Annotated in this window: 19 protein-coding genes and 1 pseudogene; 15 read left to right on the forward strand and 5 right to left on the reverse strand. The window is 65.6% G+C overall.

Annotated features, from left to right (window positions below; genetic code table 11):
• On the forward strand, positions 1-299 hold a 299-nt coding region (locus ACE3N6_RS16005), incomplete at its 5' end, for a helix-turn-helix domain-containing protein (protein ID WP_374246785.1).
• A 6-nt stretch (positions 300-305) separates the two neighbouring features.
• Here ACE3N6_RS16005 and rpe read toward each other — a convergent pair.
• Complete coding sequence (gene rpe / locus ACE3N6_RS16010; RefSeq protein ID WP_374246786.1) at positions 306-995, reverse strand: ribulose-phosphate 3-epimerase; 690 nt, start codon at positions 993-995, stop codon at positions 306-308.
• A gap of 146 nt (positions 996-1,141) precedes the next feature.
• On the opposite strand from rpe, the gene apaG reads away from it, so the two are divergent.
• Positions 1,142-1,528: a Co2+/Mg2+ efflux protein ApaG gene (apaG, locus tag ACE3N6_RS16015; RefSeq protein ID WP_374246787.1), complete on the forward strand. Its 387-nt coding sequence runs from the start codon at positions 1,142-1,144 to the stop codon at positions 1,526-1,528.
• A gap of 4 nt (positions 1,529-1,532) precedes the next feature.
• Here apaG and ACE3N6_RS16020 read toward each other — a convergent pair whose 3' ends face one another.
• Together ACE3N6_RS16020 and ACE3N6_RS16025 are read right to left on the reverse strand one after the other, a co-directional pair.
• A complete protein-coding gene (locus ACE3N6_RS16020; RefSeq protein WP_374246788.1) occupies positions 1,533-1,943 on the reverse strand; it encodes a DUF2238 domain-containing protein in 411 nt (136 codons plus the stop codon).
• 175 nt (positions 1,944-2,118) lie between these two features.
• The gene (locus ACE3N6_RS16025; RefSeq protein ID WP_374246789.1) at positions 2,119-3,240 is read right to left on the reverse strand and encodes a hypothetical protein; all 1,122 of its coding nucleotides are present in this window, start codon (positions 3,238-3,240) and stop codon (positions 2,119-2,121) included.
• Positions 3,241-3,792: 552 nt separating this feature from the next.
• Between ACE3N6_RS16025 and ACE3N6_RS16030 the strand changes: the two are divergent.
• The 10 genes and pseudogenes from ACE3N6_RS16030 to ACE3N6_RS16075 all read left to right on the forward strand — a co-directional run.
• Positions 3,793-4,209, forward strand: a pseudogene (locus ACE3N6_RS16030) (methyl-accepting chemotaxis protein); the annotation flags it as partial.
• Between the two features lie 93 nt (positions 4,210-4,302).
• Entirely contained in the window at positions 4,303-4,707 is a 405-nt protein-coding gene (locus ACE3N6_RS16035; protein ID WP_374246803.1) for a CZB domain-containing protein, read from the forward strand.
• Between the two features lie 33 nt (positions 4,708-4,740).
• Complete coding sequence (locus tag ACE3N6_RS16040) at positions 4,741-5,364, forward strand: LysE family translocator (protein ID WP_374246790.1); 624 nt, start codon at positions 4,741-4,743, stop codon at positions 5,362-5,364.
• 115 nt (positions 5,365-5,479) lie between these two features.
• Positions 5,480-7,297: an ABC transporter ATP-binding protein/permease gene (locus tag ACE3N6_RS16045; RefSeq protein ID WP_374246791.1), complete on the forward strand. Its 1,818-nt coding sequence runs from the start codon at positions 5,480-5,482 to the stop codon at positions 7,295-7,297.
• Positions 7,298-7,372: 75 nt separating this feature from the next.
• A complete protein-coding gene (locus ACE3N6_RS16050) occupies positions 7,373-8,365 on the forward strand; it encodes a pentapeptide repeat-containing protein (protein WP_374246792.1) in 993 nt (330 codons plus the stop codon).
• Between the two features lie 78 nt (positions 8,366-8,443).
• Positions 8,444-9,868 carry an esterase-like activity of phytase family protein gene (locus tag ACE3N6_RS16055; protein ID WP_374246793.1) on the forward strand — a complete coding sequence of 475 codons (1,425 nt, stop codon included), beginning with the start codon at positions 8,444-8,446 and terminating at the stop codon, positions 9,866-9,868.
• 446 nt (positions 9,869-10,314) lie between these two features.
• A complete protein-coding gene (locus ACE3N6_RS16060; protein ID WP_374246794.1) occupies positions 10,315-10,635 on the forward strand; it encodes a helix-turn-helix domain-containing protein in 321 nt (106 codons plus the stop codon).
• 23 nt (positions 10,636-10,658) lie between these two features.
• On the forward strand, positions 10,659-11,639 hold the full coding sequence (locus ACE3N6_RS16065) for an ABC-three component system protein (protein ID WP_374246795.1): 981 nt from the start codon (positions 10,659-10,661) through the stop codon (positions 11,637-11,639).
• A 55-nt stretch (positions 11,640-11,694) separates the two neighbouring features.
• On the forward strand, positions 11,695-11,856 hold the full coding sequence (locus tag ACE3N6_RS16070; protein WP_374246796.1) for an ABC-three component system middle component 8: 162 nt from the start codon (positions 11,695-11,697) through the stop codon (positions 11,854-11,856).
• 64 nt (positions 11,857-11,920) lie between these two features.
• Positions 11,921-13,636, forward strand: coding sequence for a DUF2326 domain-containing protein (locus ACE3N6_RS16075; protein WP_374246797.1), 1,716 nt, complete (start codon positions 11,921-11,923; stop codon positions 13,634-13,636).
• A gap of 189 nt (positions 13,637-13,825) precedes the next feature.
• Here the strand turns inward: ACE3N6_RS16075 and ACE3N6_RS16080 are convergent, their stop codons facing one another.
• Both ACE3N6_RS16080 and ACE3N6_RS16085 read right to left on the reverse strand, forming a co-directional pair.
• Positions 13,826-14,428, reverse strand: a complete 603-nt coding sequence (locus ACE3N6_RS16080; protein ID WP_374246798.1) for a class I SAM-dependent methyltransferase — start codon at positions 14,426-14,428, stop codon at positions 13,826-13,828.
• Between the two features lie 69 nt (positions 14,429-14,497).
• Positions 14,498-14,944 carry a TfoX/Sxy family protein gene (locus ACE3N6_RS16085; RefSeq protein ID WP_374246804.1) on the reverse strand — a complete coding sequence of 149 codons (447 nt, stop codon included), beginning with the start codon at positions 14,942-14,944 and terminating at the stop codon, positions 14,498-14,500.
• Here ACE3N6_RS16085 and hsdR point away from each other — a divergent pair.
• The 3 genes from hsdR to ACE3N6_RS16100 form a co-directional block, all read left to right on the forward strand.
• Positions 14,943-18,428: a type I restriction-modification system endonuclease gene (gene hsdR / locus ACE3N6_RS16090; RefSeq protein WP_374246800.1), complete on the forward strand. Its 3,486-nt coding sequence runs from the start codon at positions 14,943-14,945 to the stop codon at positions 18,426-18,428. The genes ACE3N6_RS16085 and hsdR overlap by 2 nt on opposite strands.
• Positions 18,429-18,530: 102 nt before the next feature.
• Positions 18,531-19,694 carry a Fic family protein gene (locus ACE3N6_RS16095; RefSeq protein ID WP_374246801.1) on the forward strand — a complete coding sequence of 388 codons (1,164 nt, stop codon included), beginning with the start codon at positions 18,531-18,533 and terminating at the stop codon, positions 19,692-19,694.
• A gap of 7 nt (positions 19,695-19,701) precedes the next feature.
• On the forward strand, positions 19,702-20,444 hold a 743-nt coding region (locus ACE3N6_RS16100; protein WP_374246802.1), incomplete at its 3' end, for an N-6 DNA methylase.

The following is a 20,444-nucleotide window of genomic DNA, read 5'->3' on the forward strand; positions in this document are numbered from 1 at the left end:
TGCTCGACCACATCCGCAGCCATCTGGACGAGCGGCTGGACGTGGAGGCGCTGGCCGGGCTGGCCCACATGAGCCCGCGCCACTTCTCGCGGCGCTTCACCGCGGAGGTGGGCATGCCGCCGGCGCGGGCGGTGGAGCGGCTGCGGGTGGAGGCCGCCGCGGCGCAGCTTGAGCGCGGCGGCGATTCGGTGCAGGCGGTGGCCCGACGCTGCGGTTTCGGCGACCCGGAGCGGATGCGCCGGGCCTTCGTGAAGATCCTGGGGGTGCCGCCGTCGGCCCGGCGGCCCACCCCGGGCTGAGGCGGATCAGCCGGCCAGCGCCTTGCGGAAGTCGCCGATCACGGTGTCGTAGCGGTTGGGGTCGGTGTCGCGGGCGGCGCCGAACACCGCCGAGCCGGCCACGAAGGTGTCGGCCCCGGCGGCGGCGATCCGGGCGATGTTGTCCACCTTCACGCCGCCGTCCACCTCCAGCAGGATCTGGCGGCCGGTGCGGGCGGTGTAGGCGTCGATCTTGGCGCGGGCCTCGCGCAGCTTGTCGAGGGTGCCGGGGATGAAGCTCTGGCCGCCGAAGCCTGGGTTCACGCTCATCAGGAGCACCACGTCGAGCTTGTCCATCACGTAGTCCATCCAGGTGAGCGGCGTGGCCGGGTTGAACACCAGGCCGGCCTTGCAGCCGCTGTCGCGGATCAGGCCGAGGGTGCGATCGACGTGCTCGGAGGCCTCCGGGTGGAAGGTGACGATGTCGGCGCCGGCCTTGGCGAAGTCGGGCACGATGCGGTCGACGGGCTTGACCATCAGGTGCACGTCGATGGGCGCGGTGGTGTGGGGGCGGATCGCCTCGCAGACCAGCGGGCCGATGGTGAGGTTGGGCACGTAATGGTTGTCCATCACGTCGAAGTGGATCCAGTCGGCGCCGGCGGCGATCACCTGGGTGACCTCCTGGCCGAGTTTCGCGAAGTCGGCGGAAAGCAGGCTGGGGGCGATGCGGTAGCTCATGGGGAAAGGCCCGCGGCGGGCTCGGAGGGGGAGGGAGGCCGGCAGTTTACCGCCGCCCACCGGCCGCGCCAACGTCGCCAACGGTTGCAGGGCGACGGCGATTGGGCTTCAATGAAGCACCCCAACCCGGACTCCAGCCCAGCACCATGACCACGACATCCAAACGGGAAGCCATCGAGGTGACCGCGGTTGCCCGCTTCGTTCCCGAGCAGTCCGACGTGGCGGCCAACCGCTACGTCTTCGCCTACCACATCACCATCCGCAACACCGGCAGCGTCACCGCCCAGCTGGTGAGCCGCCACTGGATCATCACCGACGCCGAAGGCAAGGTGCAGGAGGTTCAGGGCGCCGGCGTGGTGGGCGAGCAGCCGGTGCTCCAGCCCGGCCAGCAGTTCGAGTACACCAGCGGCTGCACCATCGACACCCCGGTCGGCACCATGAAGGGCAGCTACCAGATGGTGACCGGCGACGGCGCCCGCTTCGACGCCCCCATCGCCGAATTCACCCTGGCCATGCCGCGCACCCTCCACTGACGCCCTACAACGGCCGGCGCAGCCCAGCCAGCCGGCCGATCTGGCGATCCTGCCAGCGCCCCAGCAGCGCCTGCCCGACGACGGCGCCGACCAGCGCCATCGCCATGTCGCTCTGGGTGTCCCACGGGTCGCCCTGGGTGCCGAGGAAAGCCTCCGCCCCCTGCCCCAGCGCCACCGCGGCGCCCCACTCGATCAGCTCGTAGAGCGCCGAGATCGCCAGGCAGATGCAGGCCACCACGAAGAACAGCCAGCCGCGCCCGCGCACCACCCGCAGCCGCAGCAGGATCTCCCGCGCCACCAGCGCCGGCACCAGGCCCTGCATGAAGTGGCCGATGCGGTCGTAGGGGTTGCGATCCAGCGCCAGCACCTCCTGCAGCCAGAAACCGAAGGGCACCCGCAGCATCTTGAGTGGCATGCCTGAGTTGCGGGTTGTCGAAGCATGAATGAAAATGTGCCGGCGGGCTTTGGCCCGTATTCCCACGGGCGCCCCAGACCCGATATGGCGGCTTGGCGCTGGTACTGGGCAGCGACCGGCGATGTACTGGCAGACCCACGAGGTTTGCGACCGGCGTCATGCCTCGCGTCCTTGTTCAATCGTCGGACATGAATGAACTGGATGACGACGCCCCAGACGAAGTGGCGTCGGTTGGCACGCTCACCCGTATGGGATCGGCATCAGCGGTGAGAGTTGTTTCGTCCGTTTGGTATCCGGTCCGAGAACGCTTGAGCACGTTACCATCGGCACCAGTGCTATCCCGCTCCTTTCTTTTTTCGCCTTGCCTGCCCAGCAACACCCCCACCCCGATGTGATCGGTCAAGCCAGCACCAAAATTTGCCACCTTTCGAGGTTCTCCCAAACACATATCTGGCCTTGCATACACGCGATCAAACTTCCCACCCTCCTTAACACCTTCACCCGAATCCTTCTTGCAGGTGGTCGGCCCCAGGTCTCTGCTAAACCAAGTCATATGCGGCATCTCAGGGCCTGTCCCGTATAAGTTGAAATCACCCAACAGGGCGTCGAGGTTTTCGTCATTGAGCGTCGCCATCACCGTTTCGGCATAAAGCCCCGCCAATGTTTCGGGCTCATTCACGCCAGGGTGGCTTTTTTCGCCAGGCCCTGGCGCATGCAGAAACCCCAGCCTGAAGTCCTGAACTCCGGATACGCGTACCGTCACAATCGCCGGGTTGCGACAATCTTCAGCCAACTTGGGCTTTTGCCTGTCAGCGATCGCTACTCGATCACCGTACTTCTTTGTTGCCTGGCGCGACGGATACCTACGGTTTTCCATATTATTCCTCGCTGCTTCTATCGTCGCGTGGTAAGCGTCTGTTTGCCGCGTGCTAAAGCTATCCCGCCAACCCTCGAATGCCGTTGCACTGACGAGAGTGCAGCCTCCGCCCCCGATCAACACGATGTTTTCGCGCGTGGAGCTTGAGCCTCCTAACTCGACCACCTGCGACCACCGCCCCTCAAGTGGCTTGAGATCAAGTGATTGGCTTCCAATTGCATCGCGCAGCATTTGCCCCACCTCCGCGCCTCCGCTCTTGTTCTCCAGTATCGCCAACACCCAAGGAGATTTAGGATCGAAACCGTGGTAATCGAGGGAATCGCGAGGCCGCCGCATCGCTTGAGCAATCGTGGCTTTGCCTTTCTGGATGGATTTCTCGCTGTTCGTCTGGATGTTCCAGCAGTAAACCTGCAATCTCATAATCGCCTCCCTGAAAAGTGCGCTGCCTCATAAGAAAGAGAACAAGGTTGCCCCCCAAAGACCGCGCCCCTCGGCAACCATCAATCAAACCCAATCCAAAACAATTATACAGAACCGCATGGTATATCCCGACACATTCTTGGCAGTGCATGCAACACCATCTGGTCATTTCGGGTCAATATCGAACCAGCTCCGGGATCTTCAGGCTCAACCGAAAGTATGCGACGCCACTGCCGTTAACCGGCAGGAGCGCCCTCCAGAACGAGCGTTCGCGTCAATTACATTGCCGTATCCCAAATTATCAAACGAGGCACCGTCACACCCATGTGGATCAGTCGAAGAAAACACGCAGAACTCGAAGCCGAGCTACAAGCCGTGCGATCCCGGGAAGAAACGCTGCGTCGAGAAAACGGCGGCCTGCGCAATGAGCTGCAGATGCTGCAGCAAAGCCGCGCCGAAGACCAGCAGGCCGCCGCCGACCAGCTGGCGGTGGTCCAGCGCATGAGCGCCTTCGGCCAGTCCCTCGGCAACGCCCAGGGCAGCCTGGGCGAGATGGCCAGCCTGCTGCGCGCAGAGAAGGAGAAGGCCATCGAGGCCGCCCACGTCTCCCACGCCAGCGGTCAGGCCACCACCGAGATCGCCCAGAGCCTGTCCCACCTGGCCACCGAATCCGAAGTATCCGCCCGGCAGGTGGAGACCCTGGCCCAGCGCGCCGACGAGATCGGCGCCATCGTCAAGCTAATCCACGACGTGGCCGACCAGACCAACCTGCTGGCCCTCAACGCCGCCATCGAGGCCGCCCGCGCGGGCGAAGCCGGCCGGGGCTTCGCGGTGGTGGCCGACGAGGTGCGCAAGCTCGCCGAACGCACCTCCACCGCCACCCGCGACATCTCGGCGCTCGTCACGCGCATCCGCGACGACTCCACCTGCGCCCGCGACAGCATGGAAACCCTGGCCCGCACGGCCAGCGAGTTCAGCGCCCGCGGCCAGACCGCCACCGGCGACATGCAGCGCCTGATGGCCCTCTCCGGCGCCATGGAAGGCGTCATCGCCGGCAGCGCGATGAAGAGCTTCGTCGAGGTGGCCAAGATCGACCACATCGTCTTCAAGTTCCGCATCTACCTGGCCATCTTCGGCATGATCGACCTCAAGCCCGGCGACGTGGCCAGCCACACCGCCTGCCGCCTGGGCAAGTGGTACTACGAGGGCGAAGGTCAGGTCTGCTTCAGCCGGCTGGCCGGCTACCGGGAGATCGAACCGCCCCACATCCGCGTCCACAACGCCGGCATCGCTGCCCTCGAAGCCCACGCCGCGGGCGACCGGGCACGCCTGCTGCGCCAGCTCGACGAGATGGAAAGCGCTTCGATGCAGGTGCTGGACAACCTCCAGAAGATGGGCGAGACCGCCACCGGCGACCCCTCCCTGCTGTGCCACGAGCACGCGCACGATCACCGCCACGCACATTGACGCCCCGGCCTTGGCCGCCCAGAATCGGGCGCCATGCCAAGCCCAGACACGCTCCTCGCCTTTCTAGGCGTCTCGATCCTCATCACCCTCGCGCCGGGGCCCGACAACCTGATGGTGATCGGCCGCAGCCTGGCCCGCGGCCGCCGCGCCGGGCTGGCCTTCGGGCTCGGCTGCGCGGCCGGCTGCCTCACCCACATCGCCTGGGCCACCCTGGGGGTGGCGGCGCTGGTCCGCGCATCGGCCGGGCTGTTCGCCGCCTTCAAACTGGCCGGCGCGGCGTGGCTGGTGTGGCTGGGCATCCAGGCCCTGCGCGGCGGCGGCACCCTCGCCCCAAGCGCCGACAGCCCGCCCCGCTCCTGGCTGCGGGACATGGCCGGCGGGTTCGTGGCCAACGCCCTCAACCCCAAGGTCGGGCTGTTCTTCCTGGCCTTCCTGCCCCAGTTCGCCGACCCCGCCCGGGGCAGCGTCTCGCTGCAGCTGCTCGTCCTCGGCCTCCTCTTCATCGCCCAGACCGTCGCGATCTTCGGCGCGATGGCCCTCGCCGCCGGCCACATCGGCCGCCTGCTGTCCCGCCGCCCCGGCCTCGGCCCCTGGCTCGACCGCCTGTGCGGCGTGCTGTTCATCGGGCTGGCGGCGAGGTTGGCGAGGGAGGGGTAAGGCGGCCACACACTGCCCTTCTGCTCCTTCCGCCCCACCCACACCCCATCGCCAGCGCACCCTCGACCAGCAAAGCCCTCCTCACTCCTCACCCCTTACTCCTCACTGCCCCCCAATGCGTCGCTCTCCCTCCGGCCCTCCTCCCGCCCCTGCCACCGGCCAACGCCACGACTGGCAGACCATCAAGAAGCTCCTGCCCTACCTGTGGGCCTACAAGTGGCGGGTGCTGTTCGCCCTCGGCTGCCTGATCGGCGCCAAGTTCGCCAACGTGGCGGTGCCGCTGGTGTTCAAGCAGCTGGTCGATGGCCTCGACATCTCCCGCGAGCAGGCCTTCATCGTGGTGCCCGCGGCGCTGCTGGTGGCCTACGGGGCGCTGCGCTTCTCCACCTCGGCCCTCACCGAGCTGCGCGAGATCGTCTTCGCGCGGGTGACGCAGGAAGCCGTGCGGGAGATCTCGCTGCAGGTGTTCCGCCACCTGCACGCCCTGTCGCTGCGCTTCCACCTGGAGCGCCAGACCGGCGGCCTCACCCGCGACATCGAGCGCGGCACCCGCTCCATCGGCTCGCTCATCAGCTACACCCTGTATTCCATCCTCCCCACCTTCGTCGAGATCGGGCTGGTGGTGGGCATCCTGCTGGTGAAGTACGAGCCCAGCTTTGCGCTCATCACGGTGGTCACCCTCACGCTCTACGTCACCTTCACCTTCAAGGTCACCAACTGGCGCACCGCCTTGCGCCGCCAGGCCAACGAGCTGGATTCCGCCGCCAACGCCCGGGCCATCGACAGCCTCATCAACTTCGAGACGGTGAAGTACTTCAACAACGAAGCCTTCGAAACCCGTCGCTACGACACCGAGCTGGCCAAATGGACGGCCGCCCAGATCAAGAACCAGAAGTCCCTGTCGCTGCTCAACGTGGGGCAGGCGGCGATCATCGCCTGCGGCGTCACCGCGATGATGTGGCGCGCCGCGTTGGGCGTGGCCGACGGGCGGATGACCCTCGGCGACCTGGTGCTGGTCAACGCCTTCCTCATCCAGCTCTACATCCCCCTCAACTTCCTGGGCGTGCTGTACCGGGAGATCCGCCAGGCCCTCACCGACATCGAGCGCATGTTCGGCCTGATGGGCACCCACCGCGAGGTGGCCGACGCCCCCGACGCCCAGCCCCTCGCCCGCGGCCCCGCCGACGTGCGCTTCGAGCAGGTGAGCTTCGCCTACGACCCCGCCCGGCAAATCCTCCATGACGTGGATTTCGCCATCCCCGCCGGCCACACCGTGGCGGTGGTCGGGCACTCCGGCTCGGGCAAATCCACCCTTGCCCGGCTGCTCTTCCGCTTCTACGACGTGCAGGGCGGCGCCGTGCGCATCAACGGCCAGGACATCCGCCGGCTCACCCAGGACAGCCTGCGCGCCGCCATCGGCATCGTTCCGCAGGATACGGTGCTGTTCAACGACACCCTGCTCTACAACATCCAGTACGGCCGCCCCGACGCCAGCCGCGACGAAGTGGAGGCCGCCGCCCGCGCCGCCCAGCTGTCGAGCTTCATCGAGCGCCTGCCCGACGGCTGGGAGACCCGCGTCGGCGAGCGCGGCCTCAAGCTCTCCGGCGGCGAGAAGCAGCGCGTCGCCATCGCCCGCACCCTCCTCAAGAACCCCGACATCCTGATCTTCGACGAAGCCACCTCGGCGCTCGATTCGCAGACCGAGAAGGCCATCCAGGCCCAGCTCGACGCCGCCGCCCGGGGCCGCACCACGCTGGTCATCGCCCACCGGCTGTCCACCGTGATGAACGCCGACGAGATCATCGTGCTCGACCAGGGGCGCATCGTCGAACGGGGCAGCCACGCCGACCTCCTCGCCCGCACCGGCGCCTACGCCCGGATGTGGCAGCTCCAGCAGGAAGAGCGGGCCGCCGCCGAAGGCGCCACCGCCTGAGCCCCCGGGCCGCCGCGACAGGCGGATAATCCCCCCGAGGGGCGCGCACGCCGCCCCACCCGTGGGAGCACCGCCATGCCCAACCCGGACCACCTCAGCCGCCTCGACCAGGGCCGCGACGCCTGGAACGCCTGGCGCCAGGCCAACCCCGACCTCGTCCCCCAACTGCGCAGCGCCCCCCTCGCCGGCCGCGACCTGCGCGGCTTCGACCTCCACGACGCCTACCTGCGCCGGGCCCACCTGCAAGGCGCCCGGCTCGACGGCTGCAAGCTGCGCGAAGCCAACCTCAGCGGCGCCGAACTCGAAGGCGCCACCCTCACCGGCGCCGGGCTCGTCGGCGCCAACCTGCGGGCCGCCCGGATGCACGGCGCCGACCTCACCGGCGCCGACCTCAAGAGCGCCATCCTCGTCGGCACCGATCTCACCGACGCCCGGCTCGACGGTGCCCAGGTGTACGGCATCGCCGCCTGGGAGGTCACCCTCGACGGCGCCGGGCAGCGCGACCTCCTCGTCACCCGCCCCGACCAGCCCCGCATCACCGTCGACGACCTCGAAGTGGCCCAGTTCATCTACGTCATGCTCAACCACCGCAAGCTGCGCGACGTCTTCAACACCACCACCCAGCGGGGCGTGCTCATCCTCGGGCGCTTCGGCGGCGGCGGGCTCGAGGTGCTCCGTGCGGTGGCCGACACCCTGCGCCAGCACGGCCTGCTGCCGGTGATCTTCGACTTCGAGCGCCCCCGCCAGCGCAACTACACCGAAACCGTGGTCACCCTCGCCGGCCTGTGCAGCTTCGTCATCGTCGACCTCAGCGGCCCCTCGGTGCCCCAGGAGCTGCAGGCCATCGTCGGCGCCACCCTGCGCATGCCCCTGGTGCCCATCGTCGAAGGCGAGCGCAAGCCCGCCGCCATGCTCGCCGACTTCGCCGAACTCGACGGCTACCTCGGCCCGCCCATCCGCTTCGACGACATTCCCGCCCTCGTCGCCCAGCTCCCCGCGCGGGCCATCGCCCCGGCCCAGGCCTGGCTTGCCCGGCGGCGCGACAAACTCGCCGCCATCGAAGGCTGACGGCGCGATTTCACCGCCCTGTAACAGCCGTTGCGTAGGGTTTCGCGGTCGATCGACCTTACCGCAGGAGCCCCACCCGTGTTCACCCCGCGCCTCACCGCCCGTCTCGTGGCGGCCGCCCTCGCCGCCGCCCTCGCCCCCGCCGCCCACGCCGGCGTCTCCCTCATCGGCATCGGCCAGCTCGGCGGCACCGACCGCTCCGGCCTCACCGGCACCCTGGAGAACGGCGCCCCCGCCAACACCCTGGGCGGCCTGGGTTCGGCCATCGCCTGGGCCGGCGGCGACACCTACTACCTCAGCCCCGACCGCGGCCCCAACGCCAGCAACTGGAACGCCGCGGTGGACGACACCACCTCCTGGATTCCCCGCTACCAGACAGTCAGCCTGGGCCTCGCCGCCGCCAGCTTCAGCGCCGGCAGCGTCGCCACCCTCAGCCCCAGCCTCACCGCCACCACCCTGCTCTCCAGCACCGCCGCCCTCGACTACGGCAGCGCCCCGGTCCTCACCGACGGCAGCGGCAAGTACTACTTCACCGGCCGCGCCGACGCCTTCGGCGCCGGCCTGTCCACCAACGGCAACAACGCCCGCTTCGACCCCGAAGGCATCCGCGTCGCCGCCAACGGCAAGAGCGTCTTCGTCACCGACGAGTACGGCCCCTACGTCTATCGCTTCGACACCGCCACCGGCAACCGCATCGACGCCTACACCCTGCCCGACAAGTTCGCGGCCGGCACCCTGTCGGCCCAGGGCGCCACCGAGATCGCCGCCAACACCAGCGGCCGCGTCGCCAACAAAGGCATGGAAGGCCTCGCCATCACCCCCGACGGCAAGACCCTGGTAGGCGTGATGCAGAGCCCCCTGCTGCAGGACGGCGGCACCGACGCCAGCACCGTGCGCATCGTCACCATCGACATCGCCAGCGGCAAGCTCACCCACGAATACGCCTACAAGCTCGACAACATCGGCACCGTCGCCAAGCCCAAATACGGCAGCATCAGCGAGATCGTCGCCATCAACGACCACGAGTTCATCCTCGACGAGCGCGACGGCAAGGGCCTGGGCGACGACTCCAAGGCCGTCCAGAAAAAGCTCTACCGCATCGACCTCGCCGGCGCCGCCGACGTCTCCGCCCTCACCGGCGAAGCCGCGCTCGCCCCCAAGGCCGTCGCCAAGAGCCTGTTCGTCGATCTGGTCGCCCTGCTCAAGGCCAACGGCTTCACCGACCGCAGCATCCCCGCCAAGATCGAGGGCCTCGCCTTCGGCCCCGACGTGATGGTGGACGGCGTGCTCCAGCACACCCTGATCGTGGTGAACGACAACGACTTCCTGGATACCGTGCCGGTGCAGGGTAGCCCCACCGCCAACCCCAGCCAGTTCCTCGTGCTGGGCGTCACCGCCGACGCACTCCCCACCTACCAGGCCCAGCAGATCCCCGAACCCACCACCCTCGCCCTCGCCGCCCTGGGCCTGGGCGGCCTCGCGCTGCGCCGCCGCCCGCGCTGAACCACCCGCCTCAAAAAACCAAAGGCCCGCTCCGGCGGGCCTTGATGCATCTACCGTAGCCTCAGCACTGAACTCCGCCGAACTACGCTGTAGCCAGATACGGTATGGCCCGGCTCGGTGAATTCATTCCTTGCCCGCCGCGCCAGGATCGCTCCGTGAGACCCGAGCGCTGCTTGAGGGCGCCCCTCTTCCTCATCAACACAAGCTGGGCGAAAGCAGCGGACGAAGACTGCCGTCGCACAGGCGCAGTAGCGGTTGCGCCGTATATCCGAAAAGATATAATTCATGCCTAAAAAGAAGCAAGTTCCCGTTCCGGGATATGGGTTGCGCTGTTCTTTGTCTTGTTAAACAGCCTTCCCTTTTCAGCCACGCCTCAGAAACTTGACATTGATCGAGAAGCGGATGAAAGCGATGCTCGCCCAGTATGGCGCGAGAGGGCGACCAGGATGACACGCAAAGACCACTCTCAAGGCACCGATGACACATTGGCTAAGCTGGGCTTCGCTGATGCGGAGGAACTTTCAGCGAAAGCCGTCTTGGCGATCAAGTTGAACGAACTGATCGACAAGCGCGGCCTTAGCCAGATCAAGACCGCGCATATCACCGGCATGACACAACCCAAGGTGTCTCAGGTGCGACGCTACAAGCTGCAAAACATCTCGCTTGAACGCTTAATGCAGGCATTGGTCTCGCTAGACCAGCATGTCGAAATCATCATTCGACCCGCACGGCGGGCGAATGGAGCCGGTATTACCGTCGCAGCTTGACGAGCAGAGCACACCAGAAAATAATGAAATTCGCGTATGAAGACCTGAGTGATGGTCAGTTCGAGACCCTGATCATTCTCCTGTGTCAGCGGCTGCTTGGAGCCTCCGTACAGGGCTTCGCGAAAGGGCCTGATGGTGGGCGCGATGCCAAGTTCATGGGAACAGCAGAACTACACCCAAGCAAAATGGCGCCATGGGCCGGCACAACCATCGTCCAGGCCAAGCACACCAACGGATATAACCGAAATTTTTCCGAATCTGACTTCTTCAGCCCGAACGCTGCGAACACAGTGCTGGGTAAAGAAATTCCTCGCGTAAAGAAACTGCGCGAAAGCAAGCAGCTCGATCATTACATGCTGTTCGCTAACCGCCGTCTGGCGGGCAATGCCGAAACGGAAATACGCAATTACATCGCGTCACAGTGCGACATCCCCGTATCGTCAATCTACCTCTGCGGACTGGAGCAACTCGAAATCTGGCTGAAGCGGTTCCCAGAGGTTGCGAGGGAAGCAGACCTAGATCCAGTCGATTCGCCGCTGATCGTCAGCCCCGATGACTTGGCCGAAGTAGTGCAAGCGCTTGCCCGACAACAAGATGGTTTGGTCGCACTGCTTGACACGCCACCAACGGCACGGGTGACTTACGAGCAGAAAAACGCACTCAACAACATGAGTTTTGAATACGCCAAGGCGCAACGGCGGAAGTATCTAAAGGAAACCGCTCAAATTCGGGCTTTTCTGGCGGCACCGGAAAACCTCGACCTGCTGCGCATGTACGAGTCGGTGGTAGATGAATTCCAACTCAAGATCATCGCAAAGCGCAAGGACTACCAGACCTTCGACGAGGTTATGGAGTATTTGGTAGATCTATTGTTCAACCGCGACCCTGTCTTGCGGCAGCACGCCCACAAGCGCTTGACGCGTGCCGTGCTGTTCTACATGTACTGGAACTGCGACATTGGGGAGGTGGGCGATGCTACGGCCGACCAAGCACTCTCATCCTGATCGCACGGTCATTAACGTCTCGTTGCTGCTACTGGCTCGTCTGAAGGCTCGGCGCGTGGATGAGTACGACGTACTGCGCAAATTCGCAAAAAAAAGTGTCGCCGGTGGGGACGTGCTGTTCTTGCCGGCACTGAATTTTCTGTATCTCATGGGTCTGATTGAATATCTCCCCAAGACCGACGCCGTGGAGTACATGGGGCCAAATGAAGCTGTCTAGACTTTATTCCAACAAGCCTGACTTGTTCGAGCCTGTGGAGTTCGTCCAGGGCCTAAACGTTGTCATGGCCGAAATTCGCCTGCCGGAGAACCGAAACAAGGACACTCACAACCTCGGCAAGACCACGTTTGGGCGATTGCTTGACTTCGGCTTTCTTGCCAAGCGCGACCAAAAACTCTTTCTCTTCAAGCACATAGAAATATTCAAGGACTTTATCTTCTTCCTGGAAATCGAACTGGAAGATGCTTCGTTCGTGACAATCCGGCGGGGTGTGGAAGAAGCAACCAAGATTAGCTTTAAGCGCCACGAGGCCGGGCGCCAGGACCTGTCGGGGTTCCCGCTGGCGGAGTGGGATCACCAGGACATGCCCTTCGAGCGGGCGCGTGATCTGTTGGACGGATTGCTTGACTGGCGCGCACTCAAACCCTGGGCGTTCCGTAAAGGCTTGGGCTATCTGCTGCGCTCTCAGGACGATTTTCGAGACGTGTTTCATCTGCGCAAGTTCGCTGCTGCGCATTCGGATTGGAAGCCTTTTCTGGCTCACGTTCTCGGCTTTGACGCTCAACTCGTGGCGCAGCACTACGAGAAGGAAGAGCAACTTGCTGAGAAGCAGTTCACCGCGCAGACCATAAAGAACGAACTGGGCGGATCCATTGAGGACATCAGCAAGATCGAGGGCATCCTGTTGCTCAAGCAGAAAGAGGCTGAAAAGAAGCAGAAACTGCTCGATGCCTTCGACTTCCGTGCCCAGGACAAGGACAGCACCAAGCACTTGGTCGATGACATCGACGAACGCATCGCGTCGCTCAATGCTGAACGCTACTCGCTCAATCAGAACAGGAAGAAGATCATCACCTCGCTGGAGGAAGATCAGATCCTTTTCAGTCCTGACGAAGCGCAGCGTCTGTTCGAGGAAGCAGGCGTGCTGTTCAAGGGCCAGATCAAGAAGGACTTCCAGCAGTTGATCGCGTTCAATCGGGCGATTACCGAAGAGCGCCGCGGATATCTGCAGGAAGAACGTGTAGAGGTCGAAGCTGAGCTTAAACGCATCAATGCAGAACTGAATACCCTGGGCAAAAGGCGCTCGGAGGTGCTTTCATTCCTGAGCGGAACCGATATCTTTGGCAAGTACAAGCAGGTCTCCGACGAGATGGTGACGCTGCGTGCCGACATTACTTCGCTGGAGCGTCAACGTGGCTTCCTGCATCGGCTCCAGGAGCTGCGAACCGAGATCAGAGCGTTGACCGAAGAGCGCGGCCATCTACAGACCCAGATCGAGGCGAATGTCGAGAAGCAAAACTCGGATCAGAACAGCTTGTTCTCGGCAATCCGCGTGTTCTTCAGCGAAATCGTCGAGGAGGTGATCGACCGCAAGGCGCTGCTGAGCGTATCGCCAAACCAGTTGGGCCACTTGGAGTTCAAGGCGGAAATTCTTGACGAGTCAGGCAACGCAACTAGCGCCGATCTTGGGCATACATACAGGAAATTGCTGTGCATTGCCTTTGACTTGGCTATCCTGCGAGCACACTTGGACGACAAGTTTCCGCGCTTCGTTTACCACGATGGCGTGTTCGAGTCCCTAGATGATCGCAAGAAGAAAAATCTGCTGGCGGTCATTCGTCGGTATGCCGACTTAGGCCTTCAACCCATCATCACACTGATCGACTCAGATCTGCCTTTGCGGCCCGATGACGAAGCTGTATTCGATGCCCACGATATTGTCGTGACGCTGCACGACGAGAGCGAACGGGGGCGACTGTTCAAAATGCGTGCATGGTGATTTCCGTTTTGTGCAGCGAGCTGCCTGGCAGCTTCAGACGGTAAATTGGAAAGCATCTGCCGAAAAAACGCTGCGAAAGAAAGTAATGACCAAAATTTGCCTTCACCCGTTGTGCCACCAGATCTTGAGCGCCGCTATCTGATTTCAAGAAGGCTTAATAGGAGACATCTCCCATAAGGCACTGGAACCTCAGCAGCGCCCGGTGAGCAGGAACACCGGGTAATCCCGCTGGGGCTTACGCACCACGCTTGCCGACACCACCGCCACCTCGCCAAAGCCCGCGCCTTCGGCAATCCGACCGATCTCGGCCCGGTCGAAGCCCTTGTGGAAGACGCCGGTGTCCTCGCTGTGGAAGCTGCCGTCCTCGCTGTCCAGATCGGCCAGGGCGATGAAGCCGCCCGCCTTCAGCATCGCCCGGAAACGCCGGAAGAGCGCGCCGACATCCTCCACGTGATGCAGCGTCATCGACGACACGATCCCGTCGAAGCGCTCGTCGATCGCCTCCCGCACCAGATCCACCGCCCGGATCTCCACCGGGCACGCGAGGCGCGGGATCTTCTCGGCCAGCTGGCGGTTCATGGATTCGGACACATCCACCGCGGTGATCCGTCCCACCAGCGGCGCGATGCGCTCCAGCAGCAGGCCGGTGCCCGAGCCGAAATCCATCAGATGCATGCTGCGGTCGAGGCGGATCGACGCCTGCAGCGCCGCCGCAATCGCCGCCACGTTATCCACCCGGGCGGTGTTGCTGTCGAAATCCGCCGCCTTGTGGGCAAAGTAATCCTTGGACATGGTCTTCCTGCAATCAAGCGCACCCGCGCGGAGCGCCGATTGTGCCCCCGTCGGGCCGGCGGAGGAAAGTCAGCCCGCCGTGAGCTTCTTCGGTTTCCTGGGTTTAGGCAGCGGCAACGCGTCGGCGGTCAGGCGGATCAGCCGGGCAAACCACTCACGGTCGTCCAGCGCCTCGCCGATCAGCAGCCACGGCTTGGCGCCGGGATACGGAAAGCCCTCCGTCACCGCCCCCACCCACGCCACCCCCGGCCCGGTCGGCTTCACGAACACCTGGTTGTCGCACACCAGCGCCACCACCTTGCCCTCGCAATACAGCGCGTACTCGCCGAACATCTTGCGAAAGCTCATGCTCCCCGCCGACGCCGCCTGATCCGCCACATACTCGACAAACGCCCGCTCCGTCCCCATCCCCACCTCCCCGAAACCGCAGTCAGGCGGAGATTCTAAGCCGGCCTCGCCCCGAAGATGGATGGCATACTGCAGGCAGCCCTCACCGCCCCGCCGCCGACACCGCATGGCCCCGACAAGCAACTTCGCCTTTCTAGCCGAACACGCCCCGGTCTTCCTGCAACTGGCCACCACGGCCGAGCAGGTTTTTGCGTCCGACCCCAACACCACGCTCGTCAAGCTGCGCCAGCTGGGCGAAGCGCTGGCCCAGGATGTTGCCGCCCGCGTGGGGGTCGAGTTCGACACCGAAACCCGGCAAGCCGACCTCCTCTTCCGGTTGAGCCGCGAGATCGACCTCGACCCCACCGTCCGCGGGCTCTTCCACACCCTGCGCATCGAGGGGAACAAGGCCACGCACCAGTTCCGCACCCTGCACAAAGAGGCCATGGACGGCCTCCGGGTGGCGCGCGAGCTGGCCATCTGGTTCCACCGCAGCTTTGGCGCGGCGGGGGCCAGCTTCAAGCCCGGGCCCTTCATTCCTCCGCCCGACCCCAGCGCCGAACTGCGCGCCCTCCAGGCCGAGATCGAAAGCCTGCGCGCCGACCTCGCCGGCAAGCACCAAGCCCTCGACACCCACCGGCGGCTGGCCGACCTCCTCCACCGGGAGAAACAGCAGTTTGCCGATCTGGCCAGACGGATGGAGCAGGACGCCGCCGCCTCCTTCGCCCTGGCCGAAGAACAAAGCGCCCGGGTGGACGCCCTCCGGCGCGATTTCGAGGCACGCCTCAAGGCCCTCCAGGCCCAGCTCGACGACGCCCGGAGCGACGCCCGCGAGGCCTCGCAGCAGATCGCCCGCCGCGCTCGCCAGGCTGCCCGCCAACTCGTCCTCAGCGAAGAACTCACCCGCATCCTGATCGACCGGCAACTGACCGACGCCGGCTGGGAAGCCGACACCCAGCGCCTCGCCTACGGCAAAGGTGCGCGGCCCGCCCGGGGCCACAACCGGGCCATCGCCGAATGGCCCGCCGAAGGCCGGCAGGCCGCCGACTACGTGCTCTTCGCCGGGCTCACCCCGGTCGCGGTGGTCGAAGCCAAGCGCGAGAACCAGCACGTCGCCGGCCGCATTCCCCAGGCCGAACGCTACGCCCGCGGCTTCAGGCAACAAGCGGGCTTCGAACCCGCCTGGCACCGGGAAGGCCGCCCCGCCGGCTGGCCCGACGCCCAAGGCCGGGTGTTCCAGATCCCCTTCGTCTACGCCAGCAACAGCCGGCCCTACCTGGCCCAGCTGGCCGAACAGAGCGGCACCTGGTTCCGCGACGTGCGCAGCCCGGCCAACCTGGCCCGGCCCCTCATGGACTTCCACACCCCGGCGGGGCTGCTCGACCGCCTCACCCGCAGCAAAGCCGCCGCCGAGGCCGCCCTCGCCGCCGAAGGCTTCGCCTACCTGCAACTGCGGCCCTACCAGGAACACGCCATCCAGGCGGTCGAGCAGGCCCTCGCCGCCGGGCGATCCCGCTGCCTGCTCGCCATGGCCACCGGCACCGGCAAGACGCGCACCGTCATCGGCCTGATGTACCGCTTCCTCAAAGCAGAGCGCTTCCGCCGCATCCTCTTTCTGGTGGATCGCACCGCCCTGGGCACCCAGGCCATGGACAACTTCAACGAAGCGCAGCTCGAGCAGAACCAGCCCCTCTCCAGCATCTACAACATCGCCGCGCTGGGCGACATGGCCATCGAAGCCGAAACCCGAATCCAGGTCGCCACCGTGCAGGCCATGGTCAAGCGCATCTTCCAGTCCGACCGCCCGCCCGGCATCGACGACTTCGACTGCATCGTGGTGGACGAAGCCCACCGGGGCTACGCCCTCGACCAGGAGATGACCGAAGGCGAGATGCAACTGCGCGACCAGGCCCAGTACCTCGCCACCTACCGCCGCGTGCTCGACTACTTCGACGCCGTGAAGATCGGCCTCACCGCCACCCCCGCAAGGCAGACCGCCGACATCTTCGGCAAGCCCGTTTACACCTACTCCTACCGCGAGGCCGTGGCCGACGACTGGCTCATCGACCACGAACCGCCGATCCGCTACCAGACCCTCCTCTCCCTGAACGGCATCCACTTCGACAAAGGCGAGACCGTCAGCCTCCTCGACCCCGGCACCGGCGAGATCGAACAGTCCGCGCTCGACGACGACCTCCACTTCGACATCGACGCCTTCAACCGCCGGGTCATCAACGAAGACTTCAACCGCGTCGTCTGCGAGCAGCTCGCCCAGGAACTCGACCCCTTCGGCGAAGAGAAGACCCTCGTCTTCTGCGCCACCGACCTCCACGCCGACATGGTCAAGCGCCTGCTCGACGACGCCTTCAAGGCCGTGCACGGCGACGCCTACGTCGAAGCCGCGGTGCGCAAGATCACCGGCAAATCCGACAAGGTCGACCAGCTCATCAAGCACTTCAAGAACGAGCGCTACCCCAACATCGCCCTCACCGTCGACCTGCTCACCACCGGCATCGACGTCCCGCGCATCTGCCACCTCGTGTTCCTGCGCCGGGTGCGCTCGCGCATCCTCTACGAACAGATGATCGGCCGCGCCACCCGTCGCTGCGACGCCATCGGCAAGACCGTCTTCAAGATCTACGACCCCGTCGACCTCTACGCCGCGCTGCAGCCCGTCAGCACCATGAAACCGCTGGTCAAGGATCCGAAGATCGGCCTCGACCAGCTCGTCGCCGAACTCCACAATCCCGCCAGCTTCGACGCCCCCGGCACCCGTCACGGCGAACTGCACGCCCACGACGTGCTCGACGCCATCGCCCAGAAGCTCATGCGCGTGCTCCGCGACGCCACCCACAAGGCCGACAAACGTCCCGCCCTCAAGGCCCGCCTCGCCGAACTCGAACAGCACTGGAACGTGCCCCCCGCCCGGCTCCACGTCCACCTCCGGGCGCTCGGCCCCCGGGCCGCCGCCGACTTCATCGGCCAGCACACCGGCCTGCTCCAGCAGCTCGACGAAGTACGGGCCCTCGCCGGCAACCCCTACGCCCCGGTGATCTCCGGACACCCGGACGAACTCCTCCTGCGCGAACAGAACTACGGCGACTACACCCGCCCCGACGACTACCTCGACAGCTTCACCCGCTTCGTCCGCGAGCAGCTCAACCAATCCGTCGCCCTCGCCGTGGTCGTCAACCGCCCCCGCGACCTCACCCGCGAACAGCTCAAGGAAGTCCGCCTGCTCCTCGACCGTCACGGCTACCCCGAAGCCCGCCTCCAGACCGCCTGGCGCAACAAGACCAACATCGACCTCGCCGCCGGCATCGTCGGCTACATCCGGCAGGCCGCCCTTGGCGAAGCCCTCATCCCCTTCGACCAACGGGTCGCCCGGGCCATGGCGCACATCCACACCCTCACCGCCTGGACACCCATGCAGCGCAAATGGCTCGACCGCATCGCCAGGCAGCTTGGCCACGAGATCGTGCTCGACGCCGACTTCGTCAACCGCGCCTTCGCCGGCGACGGTGGCGCCCGGCAGCTCGACATCCGCCTCGGCGGCAAGCTGCAGACCGTCCTCGACGCCCTTGCCGCATCCCTCTGGCCCAGCGCAGCCTGACAGCCCCTTCGGCGACGCAAGTCATCGCAAGGGGCCGCGCTATTTTATTTTCAGCCCGCTAAGTAAAATAGCCTCGACGCCAGTTTCAACTTCCCCACCACCATGCACCGCGGACTCACCGGCACCTACACCCCCAGCATCGCCGGGGGACACACCTGCCAGGCCTTCATCCCCCACCCGCTGCCGCCCGCCCCGGCCCTGGTCTTCGACGACCGGCTGCAAGCGCGCCTCAACGACGCCCTCCTCGCCCTCGGGCGCCTCGACGCCATCACCAGCCTGCAGCCCGACGCCCGGCTCTTCCTGTACAGCTACGTGCGCAAGGAAGCCGTCATGTCCTCGCAGATCGAAGGCACCCAGTCCTCCCTCTCCGACCTCCTGCTCTACGAGATGGACGCCCAGCCCGGCGTCCCCATCGACGACGTGCAGGAAGTCTCCAGCTACGTCCACGCCCTCGACCACGGCCTCGCCCGCCTGCGCGACGGCCTGCCCCTCAGCCGGCGCCTCCTCTGCGAGGTCCACCAGGCCCTCATGACCGCCGGGCGCGGCATCCAGCGCAGCCCCGGCGAGTTCCGGCGCAACCAGGTCTGGATCGGCGGCCACCGCGCCGACGAAGCCCACTTCGTCCCCCCGCCCCCCGACCGGCTCGACGACTGCTTCGCCGCCCTCGAACGCTTCCTCAACGACGTGGACGGCCCCACCGCCCCCGTCATCAAGGCCGCCCTCGCCCACGTCCAGTTCGAAACCATCCACCCCTTCATGGACGGCAACGGCCGCCTCGGGCGCCTGCTCATCCCCCTCGTGCTCGTCGAAGCCGGGGTGCTCCAGGAACCCCTGCTCTACCTCTCCGTCTTCTTCAAGCGCCACCGCCAGACCTACTACGACCTGCTCCAGCAAGTCCGCACCCACGGCGACTGGGAAGCCTGGCTGCGCTTCTTTGCCGACGCCATCGCCGCCACCGCCACCCAGGCCGTCCGCACCGCCCAGCAGCTCACCGCCCTCCACGCCCGGGACAAAGCCCGCCTCGCCACCATCGGCCGCCTCTCCGGCTCCGCCCTGCAGGTGCTCGACGCCCTGTACGCCCGTCCCATCTCCAGCATCGCCGCCCTCACCCGCGCCACCGGGCTCACCCCCGCCACGGTCGGCAAGGCCGTCGACGCCCTCGAAACCCAGTTCGGCATCGTGCGCGAACTCACCGGCCACCGCCGCAACCGCATCTACGCCTACAGCGCCTACATCGCGCTGCTCAACCAGGACACCGACGACTGACCGCCCCATGAGCAACAACGAAATCGTCCAGAAACTCTGGAACCTCTGCGACGTCCTGCGCGACGACGGCATCAACTACTCCGACTACGTCACCGAACTCGTCCTCCTCCTCTTCATCAAGATGGAGCACGAAAACGCCCACAGCGGCGTCATGACCGGCCACAAGCTCCCCGCCGGCGCCCGCTGGCCCGACATCGCCAGCCTCAGCGGCATCAAGCTCCTCAACCACTACCGCAGCACCCTGCTCGACCTCTCCAGAAGCACCGACCCGCTCCTCGCCGCCATCTACGCCGACGCCCAGACCCGCCTCAAGGAGCCGCGCCACCTGGAACAGCTCATCAAGAGCATCGACGCCATCGACTGGTTCTCCGCCCAGCGCGACGGCCTCGGCGACCTCTACGAGGGCCTGCTCGAAAAGAACGCCACCGAAACCAAATCCGGCGCCGGCCAGTACTTCACCCCGCGCCCCCTCATCGACAGCATCGTCGCCCTCATCGACCCCCAGCCCGGCGAGACCGTGCAAGACCCCGCCGCCGGCACCGCCGGCTTCCTCATCGCCGCCGACGCCTACATCAAGCGCAACACCGACAAGCTCTACGACCTCCCCGAAAAGCAGCGCAACTTTCAGCGCAAGCACGCCTTCATCGGCATGGAACTCGTGCCCGGCACCCGCCGGCTGGCCCTGATGAACTGCCTGCTCCACGGCATGGAAGGCGACGCCGCCGGCGTCGTGCACCTGGGCAACACCCT

It is taken from the genome of Zoogloea sp. (genome assembly GCF_041904905.1).
In the GTDB taxonomy this organism is placed as follows: Bacteria; Pseudomonadota; Gammaproteobacteria; order Burkholderiales; family Rhodocyclaceae; genus Zoogloea.